This is a genomic window from Bacillus sp. COPE52 (assembly GCF_003355115.1).
GTDB classification, from domain to species: Bacteria; Bacillota; Bacilli; order Bacillales; family Bacillaceae_G; genus Bacillus_A; species Bacillus_A toyonensis.
Genome location: NZ_CP031292.1, coordinates 3685376 through 3701006 on the forward strand (window position 1 = coordinate 3685376; position 15631 = coordinate 3701006).

At 35.1% G+C, this 15631-nt stretch carries 15 protein-coding genes; 11 read left to right on the plus strand and 4 right to left on the minus strand.

The window, feature by feature from the left end:
- The first annotated feature begins 41 nt into the window (after nucleotides 1–41).
- From DPQ31_RS18510 to phnF, 4 genes are all read left to right on the plus strand, one after another.
- Nucleotides 42–944 carry a ComEC/Rec2 family competence protein gene (locus tag DPQ31_RS18510; RefSeq protein WP_000676376.1) on the plus strand — a complete coding sequence of 301 codons (903 nt, stop codon included), beginning with the start codon at nucleotides 42–44 and terminating at the stop codon, nucleotides 942–944.
- 214 nt (nucleotides 945–1158) lie between these two features.
- Complete coding sequence (gene nagA, locus DPQ31_RS18515) at nucleotides 1159–2301, plus strand: N-acetylglucosamine-6-phosphate deacetylase (protein WP_000856952.1); 1143 nt, start codon at nucleotides 1159–1161, stop codon at nucleotides 2299–2301.
- A gap of 4 nt (nucleotides 2302–2305) precedes the next feature.
- Nucleotides 2306–3094: a glucosamine-6-phosphate deaminase gene (gene nagB, locus DPQ31_RS18520; RefSeq protein WP_001024199.1), complete on the plus strand. Its 789-nt coding sequence runs from the start codon at nucleotides 2306–2308 to the stop codon at nucleotides 3092–3094.
- Nucleotides 3024–3755: a phosphonate metabolism transcriptional regulator PhnF gene (phnF, locus tag DPQ31_RS18525; RefSeq protein ID WP_073990542.1), complete on the plus strand. Its 732-nt coding sequence runs from the start codon at nucleotides 3024–3026 to the stop codon at nucleotides 3753–3755. The genes nagB and phnF overlap by 71 nt, the downstream gene beginning before the upstream one ends.
- Before the next feature lie 73 nt (nucleotides 3756–3828).
- Here the strand turns inward: phnF and DPQ31_RS18530 are convergent, their stop codons facing one another.
- Nucleotides 3829–4635 (minus strand): Cof-type HAD-IIB family hydrolase, encoded by an 807-nt coding sequence (locus DPQ31_RS18530; protein WP_000594219.1) that lies wholly within the window; start codon nucleotides 4633–4635, stop codon nucleotides 3829–3831.
- Between the two features lie 165 nt (nucleotides 4636–4800).
- Here DPQ31_RS18530 and glcT point away from each other — a divergent pair, with 165 nt between their 5' ends.
- The 4 genes from glcT to ptsP all read left to right on the plus strand — a co-directional run bounded on the left by glcT (nucleotide 4801) and on the right by ptsP (nucleotide 10163).
- Nucleotides 4801–5649 (plus strand): glucose PTS transporter transcription antiterminator GlcT, encoded by an 849-nt coding sequence (gene glcT, locus DPQ31_RS18535; protein WP_000073868.1) that lies wholly within the window; start codon nucleotides 4801–4803, stop codon nucleotides 5647–5649.
- A 339-nt stretch (nucleotides 5650–5988) separates the two neighbouring features.
- Nucleotides 5989–8052, plus strand: a complete 2064-nt coding sequence (gene ptsG, locus DPQ31_RS18540; protein ID WP_000473187.1) for a PTS glucose transporter subunit IIABC — start codon at nucleotides 5989–5991, stop codon at nucleotides 8050–8052.
- A gap of 135 nt (nucleotides 8053–8187) precedes the next feature.
- Nucleotides 8188–8451 (plus strand): phosphocarrier protein HPr, encoded by a 264-nt coding sequence (gene ptsH, locus DPQ31_RS18545; RefSeq protein WP_000411080.1) that lies wholly within the window; start codon nucleotides 8188–8190, stop codon nucleotides 8449–8451.
- Nucleotides 8451–10163, plus strand: a complete 1713-nt coding sequence (ptsP, locus tag DPQ31_RS18550) for a phosphoenolpyruvate--protein phosphotransferase (protein ID WP_208730850.1) — start codon at nucleotides 8451–8453, stop codon at nucleotides 10161–10163. Before ptsH ends, ptsP begins: the two co-directional genes overlap by 1 nt.
- Before the next feature lie 97 nt (nucleotides 10164–10260).
- Here the strand turns inward: ptsP and DPQ31_RS18555 are convergent, their stop codons facing one another.
- The 3 genes from DPQ31_RS18555 to DPQ31_RS18565 form a co-directional block, all read right to left on the minus strand.
- The gene (locus DPQ31_RS18555) at nucleotides 10261–10626 is read right to left on the minus strand and encodes a DUF3915 domain-containing protein (protein ID WP_000468033.1); all 366 of its coding nucleotides are present in this window, start codon (nucleotides 10624–10626) and stop codon (nucleotides 10261–10263) included.
- A 196-nt stretch (nucleotides 10627–10822) separates the two neighbouring features.
- On the minus strand, nucleotides 10823–11041 hold the full coding sequence (locus DPQ31_RS18560; RefSeq protein WP_000100489.1) for a hypothetical protein: 219 nt from the start codon (nucleotides 11039–11041) through the stop codon (nucleotides 10823–10825).
- 234 nt (nucleotides 11042–11275) lie between these two features.
- Complete coding sequence (locus DPQ31_RS18565; RefSeq protein ID WP_000180373.1) at nucleotides 11276–11893, minus strand: nitroreductase family protein; 618 nt, start codon at nucleotides 11891–11893, stop codon at nucleotides 11276–11278.
- 330 nt (nucleotides 11894–12223) lie between these two features.
- Between DPQ31_RS18565 and DPQ31_RS18570 the strand changes: the two genes are divergently transcribed.
- From DPQ31_RS18570 to DPQ31_RS18580, 3 genes are all read left to right on the plus strand, one after another.
- Nucleotides 12224–13516 (plus strand): GGDEF domain-containing protein, encoded by a 1293-nt coding sequence (locus DPQ31_RS18570; RefSeq protein ID WP_001023176.1) that lies wholly within the window; start codon nucleotides 12224–12226, stop codon nucleotides 13514–13516.
- A gap of 91 nt (nucleotides 13517–13607) precedes the next feature.
- Nucleotides 13608–14744 carry a serine hydrolase domain-containing protein gene (locus tag DPQ31_RS18575; RefSeq protein ID WP_000591854.1) on the plus strand — a complete coding sequence of 379 codons (1137 nt, stop codon included), beginning with the start codon at nucleotides 13608–13610 and terminating at the stop codon, nucleotides 14742–14744.
- 4 nt (nucleotides 14745–14748) lie between these two features.
- On the plus strand, nucleotides 14749–15627 hold the full coding sequence (locus DPQ31_RS18580; RefSeq protein ID WP_000428222.1) for an NAD(P)-dependent oxidoreductase: 879 nt from the start codon (nucleotides 14749–14751) through the stop codon (nucleotides 15625–15627).
- Nucleotides 15628–15631 lie beyond the last annotated feature (4 nt).

A 15631-nucleotide genomic window follows, 5' to 3' on the forward strand; every position in this document is an offset into this window, starting at 1 on the left:
TATATCCCGTGCCATACTAAGTGAAAAAAAGGAGACGAGTTATGAAGGGTATACGAAGTATTTTGTTGTTAATTTCTGTTTTATTATGTTTTTCTTTAAATAGTACCTCAGCTAAAAGATATATGATGTCTATTCATGCTACGTCTCCTTTACATATGCAGCGGCAACATCTTAGTAAAATGCAAGTGAACTTTTTAAAAGTTGGACAAGGTGATGCAACACTTATTGTATTGCCAAATGGACAAACAATGTTAATTGATGGAGGACCTTATGAAGCAGGAGAGGTTATTATTCAAAAACTAATCGAAAAAGGGATAAACCATTTAGATGTTATTGTCAGTACGCATCCTGATATGGATCATATTGGTGGACTAATTCCGATTGTAGAGCAAATGCCGGTCTCACTTATACTAGATAGTGGAAAAACATATAGCTCTTTTACATATCATACGTATCGAAATAATATTAAGAAAAGGGGAATACCTTTTGTTTCAGTAAAGGAAGGACAATATATACCGCTAGATCCACATGTTTCTATACAGGTATTAAACAATGGGAAATCGAAAGATGAAAATAATGAATCCTCAATTGTTTTAAAGGTTCGATATGGAAAGGCTGACTTTTTATTGATGGGCGATGCTGATGTACGGACGGAACATGAGATATTAAAGCAATTTGATGTACATGCAGATATATTAAAAGTTGGGCATCATGGCTCATATACTTCAACAAGTGAAACGTTTATAAAAAAAGTAGAACCACAGTTCGCTATTCTTTCGTATGGGAGTAGCAATCCGTATGGCCATCCTCACCAAAGTGTAGTAAGGAGATTGAAACGGCACGGTATAATGATATATGGAACAAATAAACGCACTGTAGAAGTGAATACAGATGGGGAACATATTATGATAGGGTCTAGTGGATTCATGCCATTATTGAAGTAATTCATACATTAGAGATGGAGACCGTCCCTTTTTGGAAAAAATGAATAACATATATTATAATTACGAGAGACGTAATTATAATATATGTTTCGTTAAACAAAATGGAAATTTTATTAGAATGTATAGACAACTACTCGTGCGTATATTAAGATGGAATTAGGCGAATAAGGTAATAAGAACAAGTAGGAAAGTTCATGGGAAAGGGTCGATGAAAATGAAAACGCAAATTGTCATCAATGCCAAAATTTACACAGGTCAAGAAGTAGTGGAAAACGGATTTATTCGTTACGCAGAAACAATTAAAGAAATTGGTTTGATGGCTCAATATGTACCACAAGAAGATGAAACTGTTATTGATGCTACAGGGAAGATTGTAATTCCAGGTATGATTGATGTTCATATTCATGGTGGATACGATATTGATGCGATGGATGCAAATAGCGATGGATTAGTAACTCTAGGTAAAGAAATGTTAAAAGAAGGGGTTACAACTTACTTCCCGACAACAATGACACAAGCTCCAGAAGCGATAGAAGCGGCACTAAGTGCTGCAAAGGAAGCGAAAGAAAAAGGAGCACATTTCGAATATATTCATTTAGAAGGACCGTATGTTTCAAAAAAACGTGCAGGTGCACAACCACTAGAACATATCGTTCCTGCGAATATTGAACAGTTTAAACAATGGCAGGAAGCAAGCGGTAATTTAATTAAGTTAGTAACATATGCACCAGAGGAAGAAGGGGCATTAGAGTTTGAACAGTATCTTGCTGAAACTGGTGTTGTTGGCACAATGGGGCATACAGATGCAATTGATGCGCAACTAAAAAATAGAAACATTACACATGCAACACATTTGTACAATCAAATGCGTGGATTACATCACCGTGAACCAGGAGTTGTTGGTCATGTGTTATTAAATCCAGATGTAATGGTTGAAGTAATTACAGATGGCATTCATATTCACCCTGATATGGTGAAATTAGCATATAAATTAAAAGGACCGAAAAAAGTAAGTGTCATTACTGACGCAATGCGAGCAAAAGGTCTTGAAGATGGATTATATGAACTTGGCGGACAGCCAGTACATGTAAAAGATGGTAGTGCTCGATTAGAAGATGGAACGTTAGCTGGTAGTATTCTAAAAATGGATCAAGCTTTCCGAAATGTAATTGAATTTACAGGATGTTCAATCGAAGACGCAGTACGTATGACATCAGTTAACCAGGCAGAAGAGTTTGGATTAAATAATAAAGGTGCGTTAGCGGTAGGGAAAGATGCAGACTTTGTTGTGATGACTGAAAATTTACATGTATATGATACCGTTCGTTTAGGAATTCATATGAAGGAAGGGAAGTAATTAAATGAATATTCTTGTTGTAAAAACTCCAGAAGAATTAGCAGAAGCAGGTTATAAATTAATTGAAGAAGTTGTAAAATCAAAAGAAAATCCAACATTAGGAATGGCTACAGGAAGCTCTCCGTTAGGTATTTATGCAGAAATGCGAAAAAATAAACTTGATACAAGTCATGCAACCACTGTAAACTTAGATGAGTACGTAAATTTACCACACGAAGATAAAAACAGCTATCACTATTTCATGCAAGAACAGTTGTTTGATTATCTTCCATTTAAACAAACTTATGTACCAAACGGGATGGCAAGTGATTTAGAGGAAGAGTGCACACGTTACGAGAGCATTCTAGCTGCTAACCCAGTTGACCTACAGATTCTTGGAATCGGTGAAAACGGTCACATCGGATTTAACGAGCCAGGAACAGCATTTAATTCTCCAACTAACATTGTTGAATTAACAGAATCTACACGCCAAGCAAACCTTCGTTTCTTCGAAAAAGAAGAAGATGTGCCAACTCATGCGATTACAATGGGAATTGGAAGCATTATGAAAGCAAAACAAATTCTACTTGTTGCTATGGGGCCTAAAAAGGCAGAAGCACTTAAAGAGTTATTGCAAGGTGAATATAGTGAAGCGTGTCCTGCTACAGTTTTACAACGTCATCCGAATGTAACCGTAATCGCTGATCAAGAAGCTCTATCTTTATGCAGTGAGGCGATTGCTGATGAACATCGACAAGTATTCACCATTTCCGATCTATTATCAGATTCAAGAGTGGGTGAAACAGCTAATTGAGGACGGCGAATGGAAGCCGGGAGACAAAATCCCATCTGAGAATGAACTTTGTGATAAGTTCGAAGTGAGTCGTATGACAATCAGACAGGCGATTAATAATTTAGTGGAACAAGGCTATTTATATCGGAAACGTGGAATTGGAACGTTTGTCCAACTTCCGAAAGTGGAACAAAAATTGCAAGGAATGACGGGATTCACAGAAGATATGATTTCTCGCGGGATGAACCCAAGTAGTCAATTACTTAGTTTCCGCCTAGTTCCAGCTACTGCGAAAATAGCAGACCGGTTGAGAATACAGGAGGGGGAGTCGGTTTATGAAGTGAGGCGTATTCGCTTAGCTGATGATGAACCGATTGCTTTTGAGACGACATATTTGTCGCCAGCTCTTGTAAAAGATATTAACGAAGAAATATTGCAACAATCTTTATATGAACATTTAGAGAAAAAACTGGGCTTTAAGCTTGTTAGCGCTACTCAATCAATTGAAGCTTCCATTGCAACGGATAATGAAGCTGAACATCTGCATATTCCTAAAAAGGCGCCTGTGCTTGTAATGCGCCAATGGTCATATTCAGAAGGTGAGATACCGTTAGAGTATGTGAAATGTATTTATCGTGGGGATCGTTATAAATTTATTACAAACATCGCACGTAACAAATAATATATTTCAGTTTGTAAAGTACAGTAAATTTTAAAGTGTTTAACATGTAAAGAAATAAAAATACGACTCATCCTTATAAGGAGTGAGTCGTATTTTTATTATGAGTAATTACGTGGTTAACAGCATCTTTAACCGTATTTACTACATAGTGAGCGTGCTCTTTTACTGCGTCATCTGCTTGAGACATAGCAAAACTGTGAGGAGTTAAAGAGAACATTGGAATATCATTATAAGAATCCCCTATGCAAGCAATTTCCTCTGGTTGTATTTGAAATTCTTTTAATAAAATAGAAATAGCAGAACCTTTACTAATATTAGGTGGCATTACATCTAAACATTGTTCTGCTGAAATGAAGGTGCTAACTTTCCCATGAAATTTTTCATCAATTTTTTTCTGAAGGAGTTGTAAGCTTTCCTTCGTTCCACCGACAGAAATTTTATTTGGAAAAATTGTATCATCAATTTTCTGTAATAGATTAGGTTCTTCAACAGAAGTCATCGTTACTTGTTGTTCAAGTTCATGAATAAACGGTGTTTTTTCTTCAATGTAGTAGCTATGTTCATCACTTACATAACGGAAATAAGGGTCTTCATTTGTCATAGCTAACAAATCTGGAAGAATGCTGGAATCGAAAGTTGCAGATAATAGCTTCTTATTTTCATGTGTATATACAAAAACACCATTTACACTAATGCGATGGAAATTTGTATTAACCGCTCTCATTAAGTCTGCAATTTCATTATCAAGTCTTCCAGAAGCGAAACAAAGAATTACATTTTGTTCAGCTAAGCTGCGCAAAGCGATAATATCTTGTTCGTCGATAAAACCTCCGTGTTGCATCATTGTTCCATCAATATCACTTACAAACATTTTAATCATGTTGCAATCTCCTTTCTATGTACAGTTGCCCTTACATTATACGCATCCTATACAAACATGTCTAAAAAATGAATTTTTATTAAATGGTAGATGTTTTACATTGACGACAAAGAAGAATATTCTGTAACATAAAAGCAGGCTATTTAAGTACGAGGGTGGTGTTATATGAGTAATTATCTAGAAATTAAAAAAGTTTTAAATAATAATGTCATCATTGCTAGCCATCCTGAACACGAGGAAGTAGTAGTGATTGGTAAAGGAATTGGATTTGGAAAAAAAGCGAAAGATGTATTGGAGCAAGAACAAATTGAAAAAATGTTTGTTTTAAAAAATGAACGTGATCGAGAACAATACAAACTGTTAGTGCCGCATGTGAGTGAAAAATTAATTGAATTAATGAATGACATTATGTTCTACATTCAAGAAAAGGCAAAATCGCCATTAAATGAACATATTCACATCGCTTTAACAGATCATATTTCTTTTGCAGTTAAGCGGTTAAAACAAGGACTTACAATAGATAATCCTTTTCTGGTTGAAACGAAAATGCTGTATCCAGAAGAATACGAAATTGCTGAAGGTGTTGTAGACCTTTTAAATTCTCGTTTGCAAATTACATTGCCAGAAGGAGAAATTGGTTTTATTGCACTCCATATTTACAGTTCACTTACAAATTCAGATTTATCTTCAGTTAATCAAAACTCCCGTCTCATTGCACAACTTGTATCTTTAATTGAAACAAGCTTACAAATTACATTAGACCAAGAAAGTATTCACTATTTGCGCCTTATTCGTCATTTACAATATGCTATTGAACGGGTGAAAAAGGGAGAAAAAGTTGAGGAATCACAAAGCTTTGCTGATTTATTAAAGGCAGAATATCCCGTCTGTTATAATTTAGCCTGGAAGCTGGTTAAGGTCATGCAAAAAGAATTGCAATTGCCTGTATATGAAGCTGAAAGTATTTATTTAACAATGCACTTGCAACGATTAGTGAAAGCGGAGCATGTGTAAAAAGACATATATTTTTGTCTAAAATGAAAACGTTAAAAAAAATCATTGAATCGCTTACAATAGTTATGTATAATAACTATTGCAAAGTTATACAAATTTCGACAAACACATTAAGGTAAGTAACGAAAACGTTTGCCTTAATTATAGTGAACTTATACGTAAACCTATTTTTGACACGTGTTACTGATTCGATCAGGCATGAGTGGAGAAAAGCCAGGAATGTAAGCTAGAGAAAGGGATATACTACCCTTTGTATAGCTATCGTTCTATCTTTTTTTCCTCATGCCTTTTTGGCGTTTGTCGGAAGGTATCAATATAGATAAGAGAGGAAGGGTTTCCATGTTTAAGAAGATCTTTGGTGTTCTTCAAAAAGTCGGGAAAGCGTTAATGCTTCCAGTAGCGATTTTACCGGCAGCAGGTATTTTACTTGGATTTGGTAATGCATTTCAAAATCCACAGTTAACAAATGTTATTCCTGCTTTAAAAGCAGATTGGTTCGTAATGGTTGCAAAAATTATGGAACAATCTGGTGATATTATTTTCGCTAACCTTGCATTATTATTCGCAGTTGGGGTAGCAATTGGTTTAGCAGGTGGAGACGGAGTAGCTGGTTTAGCAGCATTCGTTGGCTACCTAATTATGAACAAAACGATGAGTGTGTTCTTAGAAGTAGATAAGTTAGTAAAAGTAACAAGTTCTGGAGCAGACCCAGTGAAAATTGGATTTGCAGATCCAGCATATGCGAATGTATTAGGAATTCCAACGCTACAAACAGGAGTATTTGGTGGTATTATCGTCGGTATAGTAGCGGCATATTGCTATAATAAATACTTCAATATTGAATTACCTTCATACCTAGGTTTCTTTGCAGGTAAGCGTTTCGTACCGATCGCAACTGCAACATTCTCTTTAGTAGTAGGTATTATCATGTGCTTCATTTGGCCATACATTCAAGGTGGCTTAAATACGTTCTCACATCAAATGATTGATGCGAATAGAACGTTAGCAGCATTTATTTTTGGTTTAATTGAACGTTCATTAATTCCATTTGGATTACATCACATTTTCTATTCACCGTTCTGGTTCGAATTTGGTCAGTACACAAATGCGGCTGGCGAATTAATCCGCGGTGACCAAAAAATCTTTATGGCACAGTTAAAAGATGGTGTAGAATTAACAGCAGGTACATTTACAACTGGTAAGTATCCGTTCATGATGTTCGGTCTTCCAGCAGCAGCTTTAGCAATGTACCATGAAGCACGTCCAGAAAATAAAAAATTAGCAGCTGGTATTTTAGGTTCTGCTGCATTAACATCTTTCTTAACAGGTATTACAGAACCACTTGAATTTTCATTCTTATTCGTAGCACCAGTATTATTCGGAATCCACGCTGTATTTGCTGGTCTATCATTTATGACAATGCAAATTTTAGGTGTTAAAATTGGTATGACATTCTCTGGTGGTTTAATCGACTTTATGTTATTCGGTGTATTACCAGGCCGTACAGCATGGTGGTGGGTAATTATTGTTGGTCTTGTACTAGCAGTTATTTACTACTTCGGATTCCGCTTTGCAATCCGTAAATGGAATTTAAAAACACCTGGTCGTGAAGTAGCAAATGCGAATGACGGCGCAGGAAAAACAGAAGCAGGTGAACTTCCTCGAGAAGTATTAGTAGCACTTGGTGGTAAAGAAAACATTGCTTCTTTAGATGCTTGCATTACTCGTTTACGTGTTCAAGTTAACGAACAAAAGAATGTAAACAAAGACCGCTTAAAAGAACTTGGAGCGGCTGGTGTACTTGAAGTTGGAAATAACATTCAAGCTATTTTTGGACCAAAATCTGACACATTAAAATCACAAATTCATGATATTATGTCAGGTCGTACACCTCATGTTGAAAAAGAAGAGCCTGTAAAGGTAGAAGAAACTCCTCAAAAAGTTGATGAAAATGAAACAATCGTATCACCAATTGAAGGGAAAATCTTACCGATTACAGAAGTACCTGATCAAGTATTCTCAGGAAAAATGATGGGAGACGGATTTGCAATCGAGCCAACAGAAGGAACAGTAGTTTCTCCAGTTAATGGTGAGATCGTCAATGTATTCCCTACAAAGCATGCGATTGGTATTCAATCTGAGGGTGGAAAAGAGATATTAATTCACTTTGGTATTGATACTGTAAAATTAAATGGTGAAGGATTTGAGGCACTTGTAGCGCAAGGCGACAAAGTGAAACAAGGACAACCATTATTAAAAGTAGATCTTGCATTCGTAAAAGAAAATGCACCATCTATTATTACGCCAATTGTATTTACAAATTTACAACAAGGGCAACAAGTCGAATTGAAAAAAGATGGAAATGTTAAGAAGGGCGAAAACGCTATTATTGACATTCAGTAGGAATTTGACGCAAAATGTTTATAATTATAATAGGCGATGTGGTTGACCGAACATCGCCTATTATATACAATAGATGATGTAGTACTCACGTCTATACAACTAAAAAAAACTGTAATTTAAAGGAGATAAATTATCATGGAAAAAATCTTTAAAGTAACAAGCGACTCAGGAATTCATGCACGTCCAGCAACTCTACTTGTAAACACTGCAAGCAAATTTGGTTCTGACATTAACTTAGAGTATAACGGAAAAAACGTTAACTTAAAATCAATCATGGGCGTTATGTCTTTAGGCATTCAACAAAACGCAGAAATTAAAATCACTGCAAATGGTGATGATGCAGCTCAAGCACTAGCAGCTATCGAAGAAACTATGAAAAACGAAGGATTAGGAGAATAATGACTCTTAATATTCAAGGGATCGCTGCATCAAGTGGGATTGCTATTGCAAAGGCTTTCAGACTTGAGAATCCTGAATTTAACATTGAAAAGAAATCAATTACAAACGAAGCTGCTGAAATTGCACGCTTAGACGCTGCGCTTGAGAAAGCAAAAACTGAATTAGAAGCAATTAAGGACCACGCTTTTGCTGAGCTGGGTGCTGATAAAGCTGCGATCTTTGAAGCACATTTATTAGTATTAAATGATCCAGAACTAGTAAACCCGGTAAAAGATAAAGTAAATAGCGAAAAAGTAAATGCTGAATTTGCAATGGATGAAGTTGCATCAATGTTTATTTCTATGTTTGAAAACATGGATAACGAATATATGAAAGAACGTGCTGCGGACATTCGTGACGTAACAAAACGCGTTCTTGCATATTTACTAGGAATTAACTTCTCAAACCCTGGTACAATTTCTGAAGAAGTAATCATTATTGCTGAAGATTTAACACCATCTGATACAGCTCAGTTAAACCGTAAGTATGCAAAAGGTTTCACGACTGATATCGGTGGACGTACATCTCACTCTGCAATTATGGCTCGTTCTATGGAAATTCCTGCAGTTGTTGGTACGAAAGTTGTTATGGAGAAAATCCAAAATGGCGATATCGTAATCATTGACGGTTTAGATGGAGAAGTAATTGTAAACCCATCGGAAGAAACTCTTCGTTCTTTTGAAGAAAAGAAAGCGAAATTTGAAGAGCAAAAAGCAATATGGGCAAAATTAAAAGACCAAGCTACTGTAACGAGCGATGGACATCACGTTGAGCTTGTTGCTAATATCGGAACACCAAATGATGTACAAGGTATTATCGATAATGGCGGAGAAGGCGTTGGTTTATACCGTACAGAATTTTTATACATGGGCCGTGACAATCTTCCAACAGAAGAAGAGCAGTTCGAGGCGTATAAAGCAGTTCTTGAAGGTGTAAAAGAAGGTCAACCTGTTGTTGTTCGTACACTTGACATCGGTGGAGATAAAGAGCTTCCATACTTACATTTACCAAAAGAAATGAACCCATTCTTAGGATACCGTGCAATTCGCTTATGTCTTGATGAGCAAGATGTGTTCCGTACACAACTTCGTGCATTACTTCGTGCTAGCGTATACGGTAACTTAAAAATTATGTTCCCAATGATTGCAACTCTTGATGAGTTCCGTCAAGCGAAAGCGATTTTATTAGAAGAGAAAGCAAAGCTTGTAGAAGCGGGTACAACTGTTTCTGATTCTATTGAAGTGGGTATGATGGTTGAAATTCCAGCTTCAGCAGTATTAGCAGATCAATTCGCAAAAGAAGTTGATTTCTTCTCTATCGGAACAAATGACTTAATCCAATACACAATGGCTGCAGACCGTATGAACGAACGTGTAGCTTACTTATATCAACCATATAACCCATCTATTTTACGTCTTGTAAAAATGGTTATCGATGCTGCTCATAAAGAGGGCAAATGGGCTGGTATGTGTGGTGAGATGGCGGGAGATTCACTTGCCATCCCATTATTATTAGGATTAGGCTTAGATGAGTTCAGTATGAGTGCAACATCTATCCTTCCTGCAAGAACACAACTAAGCAAGTTGTCAAAAGCAGAAATGGAAACATTAGCAGAAAAAGCATTAACAATGTCAACTGCTGAAGAAGTTGTTGAATTAGTTAAAAGCATATAATCAATAAAAAAACCTGAGTCGATTTGAAATCGGTCTCAGGTTTTTTCTATGAGAAAAGTAAATCTTATTTGCTTACTATCGAGGATAAGAGACAGAATTAGATAGCGATTGCAACGATATCAGTTGGGCATACACGTAAAATACCAGTAAAAGTATTTCGATTTTGATTGTTCTTATCGTCTTTATTGTTATCTTTGTCGTCTTTGTTATTACGAGCTAAAGCAGAGAAAAGAGCAACACCGTTAGCGAAACCTTCAAAAATTACATTGTTGAAAGTACCATTACCTCTAATGCTTAAAAGAGAAAGCTCTGTTCCAACTGAAATGCTAGCAAGTACGTTACATACAGCTGGTTGTTGTGGTTTTACCTCTCTCTCTTTCTCACGATGGTCGCGATGGTCACACTCTCTTTCACGATGATGACAGTCTCTAAAGTTATCACAGCATCCAAATGATCCAAACATAATCCTCATCACCCCCTTCACACTTATAATCTATGTAAGTTCGGTAGTTAGTGACTGGACAGAGCGTGGAATTTTTTCTAGGGTATTTTCTCATTTTAAAAGACTAGCTGGGTGTTTAGTACGGAATGATGTTTAAAATAGGGGAAATATCACAAAAAAGTGTAAAGACCACCAAAATGAATGAAATAGGTAGGCTTTACACTTTTTTACTTTTATATAAAACAATGATATATACTGGGAGAGCTAAGAGTAATGGTGCAATGGATCGTGCAGTATGTTTTTCTGCGTCTAATTGGAACGCTTCTTCTTTTGGGAATTGTAACACTGATATGTTTGCAGCATCGCCAATAAAATATAGAAGTAGTACAGTTACTATGTAACTTAAAAGTGCGATAAAGCTTCCGTATGAACTCAATGAAAATCCCTCTCTTGTTATCTATTTGTTATCATTGTATCATAATTGTAACAAAAATACACGGTTATATTTCGATACTTTAACAAATTTCGACACAAAACGTCATATTTGTTTATGGAATTAACATAAACTGTACTGTTTATCTATCTGTAGATATCCAATAACACATTGTAATATTACGGATGTGTGACAGAGTATAAAAAAACGAAGGTAATGAAATTACCTTCGTTTTTACTATTTTGCCCATTCACTCACTTGCTCTACGCTCATTCGTGGTGCAGGGTGGCCTTTTAAAGTTGATTCACCAATTGTAATAAGCATAATTGGTACGTATCGAGATGAAACATTGAATTCTTCTGTAAGTGCTTGTGGATTGAAACCACCGATAGCGCAAGTGTCCCAGCCAGTTGCTTTAGCTGCAAGCATAAGTTGCATTGCTGCTAAAGATGCATTTGAAAAAGCAGCATCTCTTGGAAATTGTTCACGAGTATATGCAGATTCAATATTTTTAGCTAAACGCTCTTTTGCTTCTTCTTTCATAAAGCCTTGTTCAACAATTGGACCATAAACGGGTGCAACATTTTTATAAGCTTCTAAATCACCTAAAACAGCGACTACTGCAGAAGCATCGAGAATTTGTTGTTGGTTATAAGCAATTGGATGTAATCGTTTTTGTACATCTTCTCCTTGGAAAACAAGGAATTTCCAGTGCTGTAGGTTCCAAGCAGAAGGTGCTTGTGCAGCTGCTTTTAAAATTTCATGTAATTCTGTCGATGAAATTTCTTTGTCTGGGTTGAATGCACGTGTAGACGTGCGTTCATATAGAACGTTAAAAAAGTTATCGTTTGTCATTATATATCCTCCAAATTACATATCAAATTATTTAAAAATAAATGTAATATCTTCTACTTACATTTTGTAAGTTGTCGAGTTTAAGAATATAATATCTTTATTTTAATTGTCAAGTTTTAAAGAGTAAGCTAGGGCATTCATACAAACGATACAATTCCTATAATCATACACTAAAAAAGGAATTTATAGAGTGAAAAAGCGAAGATTACATTCTCAATTAGCTTGTTGCTATGTATCCCTCACGCATTAAAGTTTTTGGGAATAGCTATTTATAAAACGTTTGTGAGGAATTCTGTAGAACAAGATATATGAAGTGAGTGAAGACTAGTGATGAACATACTACATTTTTTATTAGAGAATACGGTTTTCCAAAATGTACTACAAGATCTTAAGTTAAATGTCCTTTATATAGAAAATGGATGCACACATCAACAAACGATTGAAAATATTCATCCCAAATGCATGTTTATAGCAAATAGTTTTGAAGAAGGAGAACTATTGTTTCATAAGACTAAACCGCATATTGTAATTATGTATGTAACAGATTTTTCTCAAATAAAATATATAAAGAATATGTATAATCCACATAGTACATTCATTGTCATTTGGGATCAACAAATAACAAATGAGTTTACAGAGGTGCTTACGTTAGGAATACGTAATATTGTGATAGCACCAGTAACTCCACAAGTAGTTTTAGAAGAAGTAAATAAAAGTTTGTATCAACTTTCTTTAGTGCGGCAAGTAAGTTTGCAACAAGAACTACTGCAGATGATGTTTGATTTTCACAATGATCTATTATTTATAGTAGAAGATGATGAGATTGTTGATTGTAATACGAATTTTTTAGAGTTTTTTGGATATGAAAATTTGTTTGATTATCGTGAGCAACATTTAGTGTTTGCCGAACATTTTATTAGAGAAAATGGATATTATTCGACGACTCATGATATAACATGGTTAGATGATACATTATCATATGATAGAAGAATTAAGATGTCTAATTATGAAGGAATTGTATCAACTTTTTTATTACGTGCGACGCCGTTACCAGAAGATTTATCGAGATTTATTGTAAAGTGTACAGAGATTACAGAATTAGATGAAATCTATCAAGAACAAGAAAGACTTGCCATGATAGATTCATTGACAGAGATTTATAATCGTTTGAAGTTCCAACAAATATTAGAGGTAGAGTGGGATAATGTAATACGTAACGATGAAAAAATGGCAATTATATTATTTGATATAGATAATTTTAAAACAGTAAATGACACATATGGTCATGATTTTGGAGACTTAGCATTAATACAACTTGCAGAACTTATGAAGTCTAAAGTAGAGCAACAACATGTATTTGCAAGATGGGGAGGAGAAGAATTTATTATATTAGTGACAAATACAGTAGAAAAAGAAGCATTTCAAGTTGCAGAATCATTGCGCTTTTTTATTGAAACAAAACAATTCTCTGGAATTTCGAAATTAACAGCGAGTTTTGGAGTAGCGTTATATGAGAAAGGAATTACAAGAGAAGAATTAATGCAGCGAGCGGACATTGCATTATATGAAGCGAAAAAAAATGGGAAAAATCAGGTATGTATATATAGAAAAGAAAAAATGTGATTTTTCGCAACTAATTGTTGCGATTTTTTTTTATTGCCTGATAATAGTAGTAGGGAGACCATATGTAATGAAGTAATTATGGAGGAACAATATGATAAAAAAAATAATAGTAGTTGCTTCACTATGTACTGTTGTTTGCGGCGGAGTATACTATGCTTTCTATGCTCCCAGTGTAATGGAACAAACAGTGTTAACTACTAATGTGGCCCCGGCTATTGGGTCAGAAGTGCAAGATAATATAGAAGAAAAAGAAGAGAGACAAATTGATTATGCTAGTATATCTCAAAAATTAGATCAATATTTAGTAGGAAAGCAATTTAATGGGACAGTTTTGGTGACTGATAAAGAGCGTGTTATATTGAATAAAGGATATGGATATGCTGATGTTCAAAATAAAATAGAAAATACACCTCAAACAAAATATCGTATCGGTTCTATTACGAAAACAGTAGTTGCTACATCTATTTTACAGCTACAAGAACAAGGGAAATTAAACATTCAGGAAAATGTAAATACATATATTCCTTCATTTCCAGCAGATAAAAATATCACTTTATATCATTTATTAACGCATACATCGGGTTTACCGGAAAGCGGCAAAGGAAAAGTGAATGCGGCTTCTCGTATAAACTTAGTAAATTGGATTGGAAGTCAAAAAGTAGAGTTTCCACCAGGAGCAGGTTGGAGATATACAGATTATAATTATATGGTGCTTGCTTATATTATAGAAAGCATATCAAAAAAAACGTTAGGAGATTACATAAAAGAAAATATATTTATTAAAGCAGAAATGCACGAATCTGGTATGGGAAATATGGCTCCGGGAGATCAGCATTTTACTAAAGGGTACGTTAAGAAAGATAATGTACTTGAGCCTGCACAAAAATTGTCAATGGATTGGTTATACGGTTGCGGCGAGATGTATACGACAGTTGGAGATATGAAGAAATTAGACGAAGCAATTATAAATGGGAAACTTCTTTCTGAACAAAGTATGCAAGCGATGTTTTCACCTTCAGAAGAACGGAAATATGCATTTAGTTTTTATATATACCCAGATTATTTTCATAATCATGGTGTACTATCTGGTTGGAACACTTTCAATAATTTTAATAAAGAAAAAGGGACTTTTGTTATTTTATTTTCAAATGTGAAAAATAGTATGGATGATGATTTTAATAATGAGTTTCGAAAGATGGTAAATGATTTATTAGAACAAAGGGGATGAGAATATGGAAAACAAAATTTTATCAATAGGTTTCATCGGTATTGGTGTAATGGGAAAAAGTATGGTTCGTCATTTAATGCAAGAAGGTCATAAAGTATATGTGTATAATAGAACGAAAGCGAAGACAGATTCTTTAGTACAAGATGGTGCAAATTGGTGTGATACACCGAAAGAGTTAGTGAAGCAAGTAGATGTTGTAATGACTATGGTTGGATATCCACATGATGTTGAAGAAGTGTACTTTGGAAGTGAAGGGATTATAGAGAATGCAAATGAAGGCACGATAGCCATTGATTTTACGACATCTACACCAACATTGGCAAAACGTATAAATGAAGTTGGTAAAAGAAAGAATGTATTTACGTTAGATGCCCCAGTATCTGGAGGAGATGTTGGTGCTAAAGAAGCAAGACTTGCAATTATGGTCGGTGGAGAGAAAGACATATATGATAGATGTTTACCGTTATTTGAAAAACTAGGAACAAATATTCAGTTACAAGGACCAGCTGGGAGTGGACAACATACGAAAATGTGCAATCAAATTGCAATTGCATCCAACATGATTGGAGTATGTGAAGCTGTTGCTTACGCGAAAAAGGCTGGACTAAATCCAGATAAAGTATTAGAGAGTATTTCAACAGGTGCAGCAGGTAGTTGGTCATTAAATAATTTAGCTCCTCGAATGTTAAAAGGAGACTTTGAGCCAGGGTTTTACGTAAAGCATTTTATGAAAGATATGAAAATCGCTTTAGATGAGGCTGAAAAATTACAATTACCAGTACCAGGTTTAAGCTTGGCGAAAGAATTGTATGAAGAGTTAATTATGGATGGAGAAGAAAATAGCGGAACACAAGTGTTATATAAAAAGTATATAAGGGGGTAAATGA

Excerpts from the sequence above, each read along its gene's own strand:
- DPQ31_RS18580 (WP_000428222.1), top strand. The coding sequence starts at position 14,749 with ATGGAAAACAAAATTTTATCAATAGGTTTCATCGGTATTGGTGTAATG.
- ptsH (WP_000411080.1), top strand. The coding sequence starts at position 8,188 with ATGGAAAAAATCTTTAAAGTAACAAGCGACTCAGGAATTCATGCACGT.
- DPQ31_RS18530 (WP_000594219.1), bottom strand. The coding sequence starts at position 4,635 with ATGATTAAAATGTTTGTAAGTGATATTGATGGAACAATGATGCAACAC.
- ptsP (WP_208730850.1), top strand. The coding sequence starts at position 8,451 with ATGACTCTTAATATTCAAGGGATCGCTGCATCAAGTGGGATTGCTATT.
- DPQ31_RS18510 (WP_000676376.1), top strand. The coding sequence starts at position 42 with ATGAAGGGTATACGAAGTATTTTGTTGTTAATTTCTGTTTTATTATGT.
- DPQ31_RS18565 (WP_000180373.1), bottom strand. The coding sequence starts at position 11,893 with ATGACAAACGATAACTTTTTTAACGTTCTATATGAACGCACGTCTACA.
- nagB (WP_001024199.1), top strand. The coding sequence starts at position 2,306 with ATGAATATTCTTGTTGTAAAAACTCCAGAAGAATTAGCAGAAGCAGGT.
- DPQ31_RS18570 (WP_001023176.1), top strand. The coding sequence starts at position 12,224 with ATGAACATACTACATTTTTTATTAGAGAATACGGTTTTCCAAAATGTA.
- DPQ31_RS18575 (WP_000591854.1), top strand. The coding sequence starts at position 13,608 with ATGATAAAAAAAATAATAGTAGTTGCTTCACTATGTACTGTTGTTTGC.
- glcT (WP_000073868.1), top strand. The coding sequence starts at position 4,801 with ATGAGTAATTATCTAGAAATTAAAAAAGTTTTAAATAATAATGTCATC.
- nagA (WP_000856952.1), top strand. The coding sequence starts at position 1,159 with ATGAAAACGCAAATTGTCATCAATGCCAAAATTTACACAGGTCAAGAA.
- phnF (WP_073990542.1), top strand. The coding sequence starts at position 3,024 with ATGAACATCGACAAGTATTCACCATTTCCGATCTATTATCAGATTCAA.
- DPQ31_RS18555 (WP_000468033.1), bottom strand. The coding sequence starts at position 10,626 with ATGTTTGGATCATTTGGATGCTGTGATAACTTTAGAGACTGTCATCAT.
- ptsG (WP_000473187.1), top strand. The coding sequence starts at position 5,989 with ATGTTTAAGAAGATCTTTGGTGTTCTTCAAAAAGTCGGGAAAGCGTTA.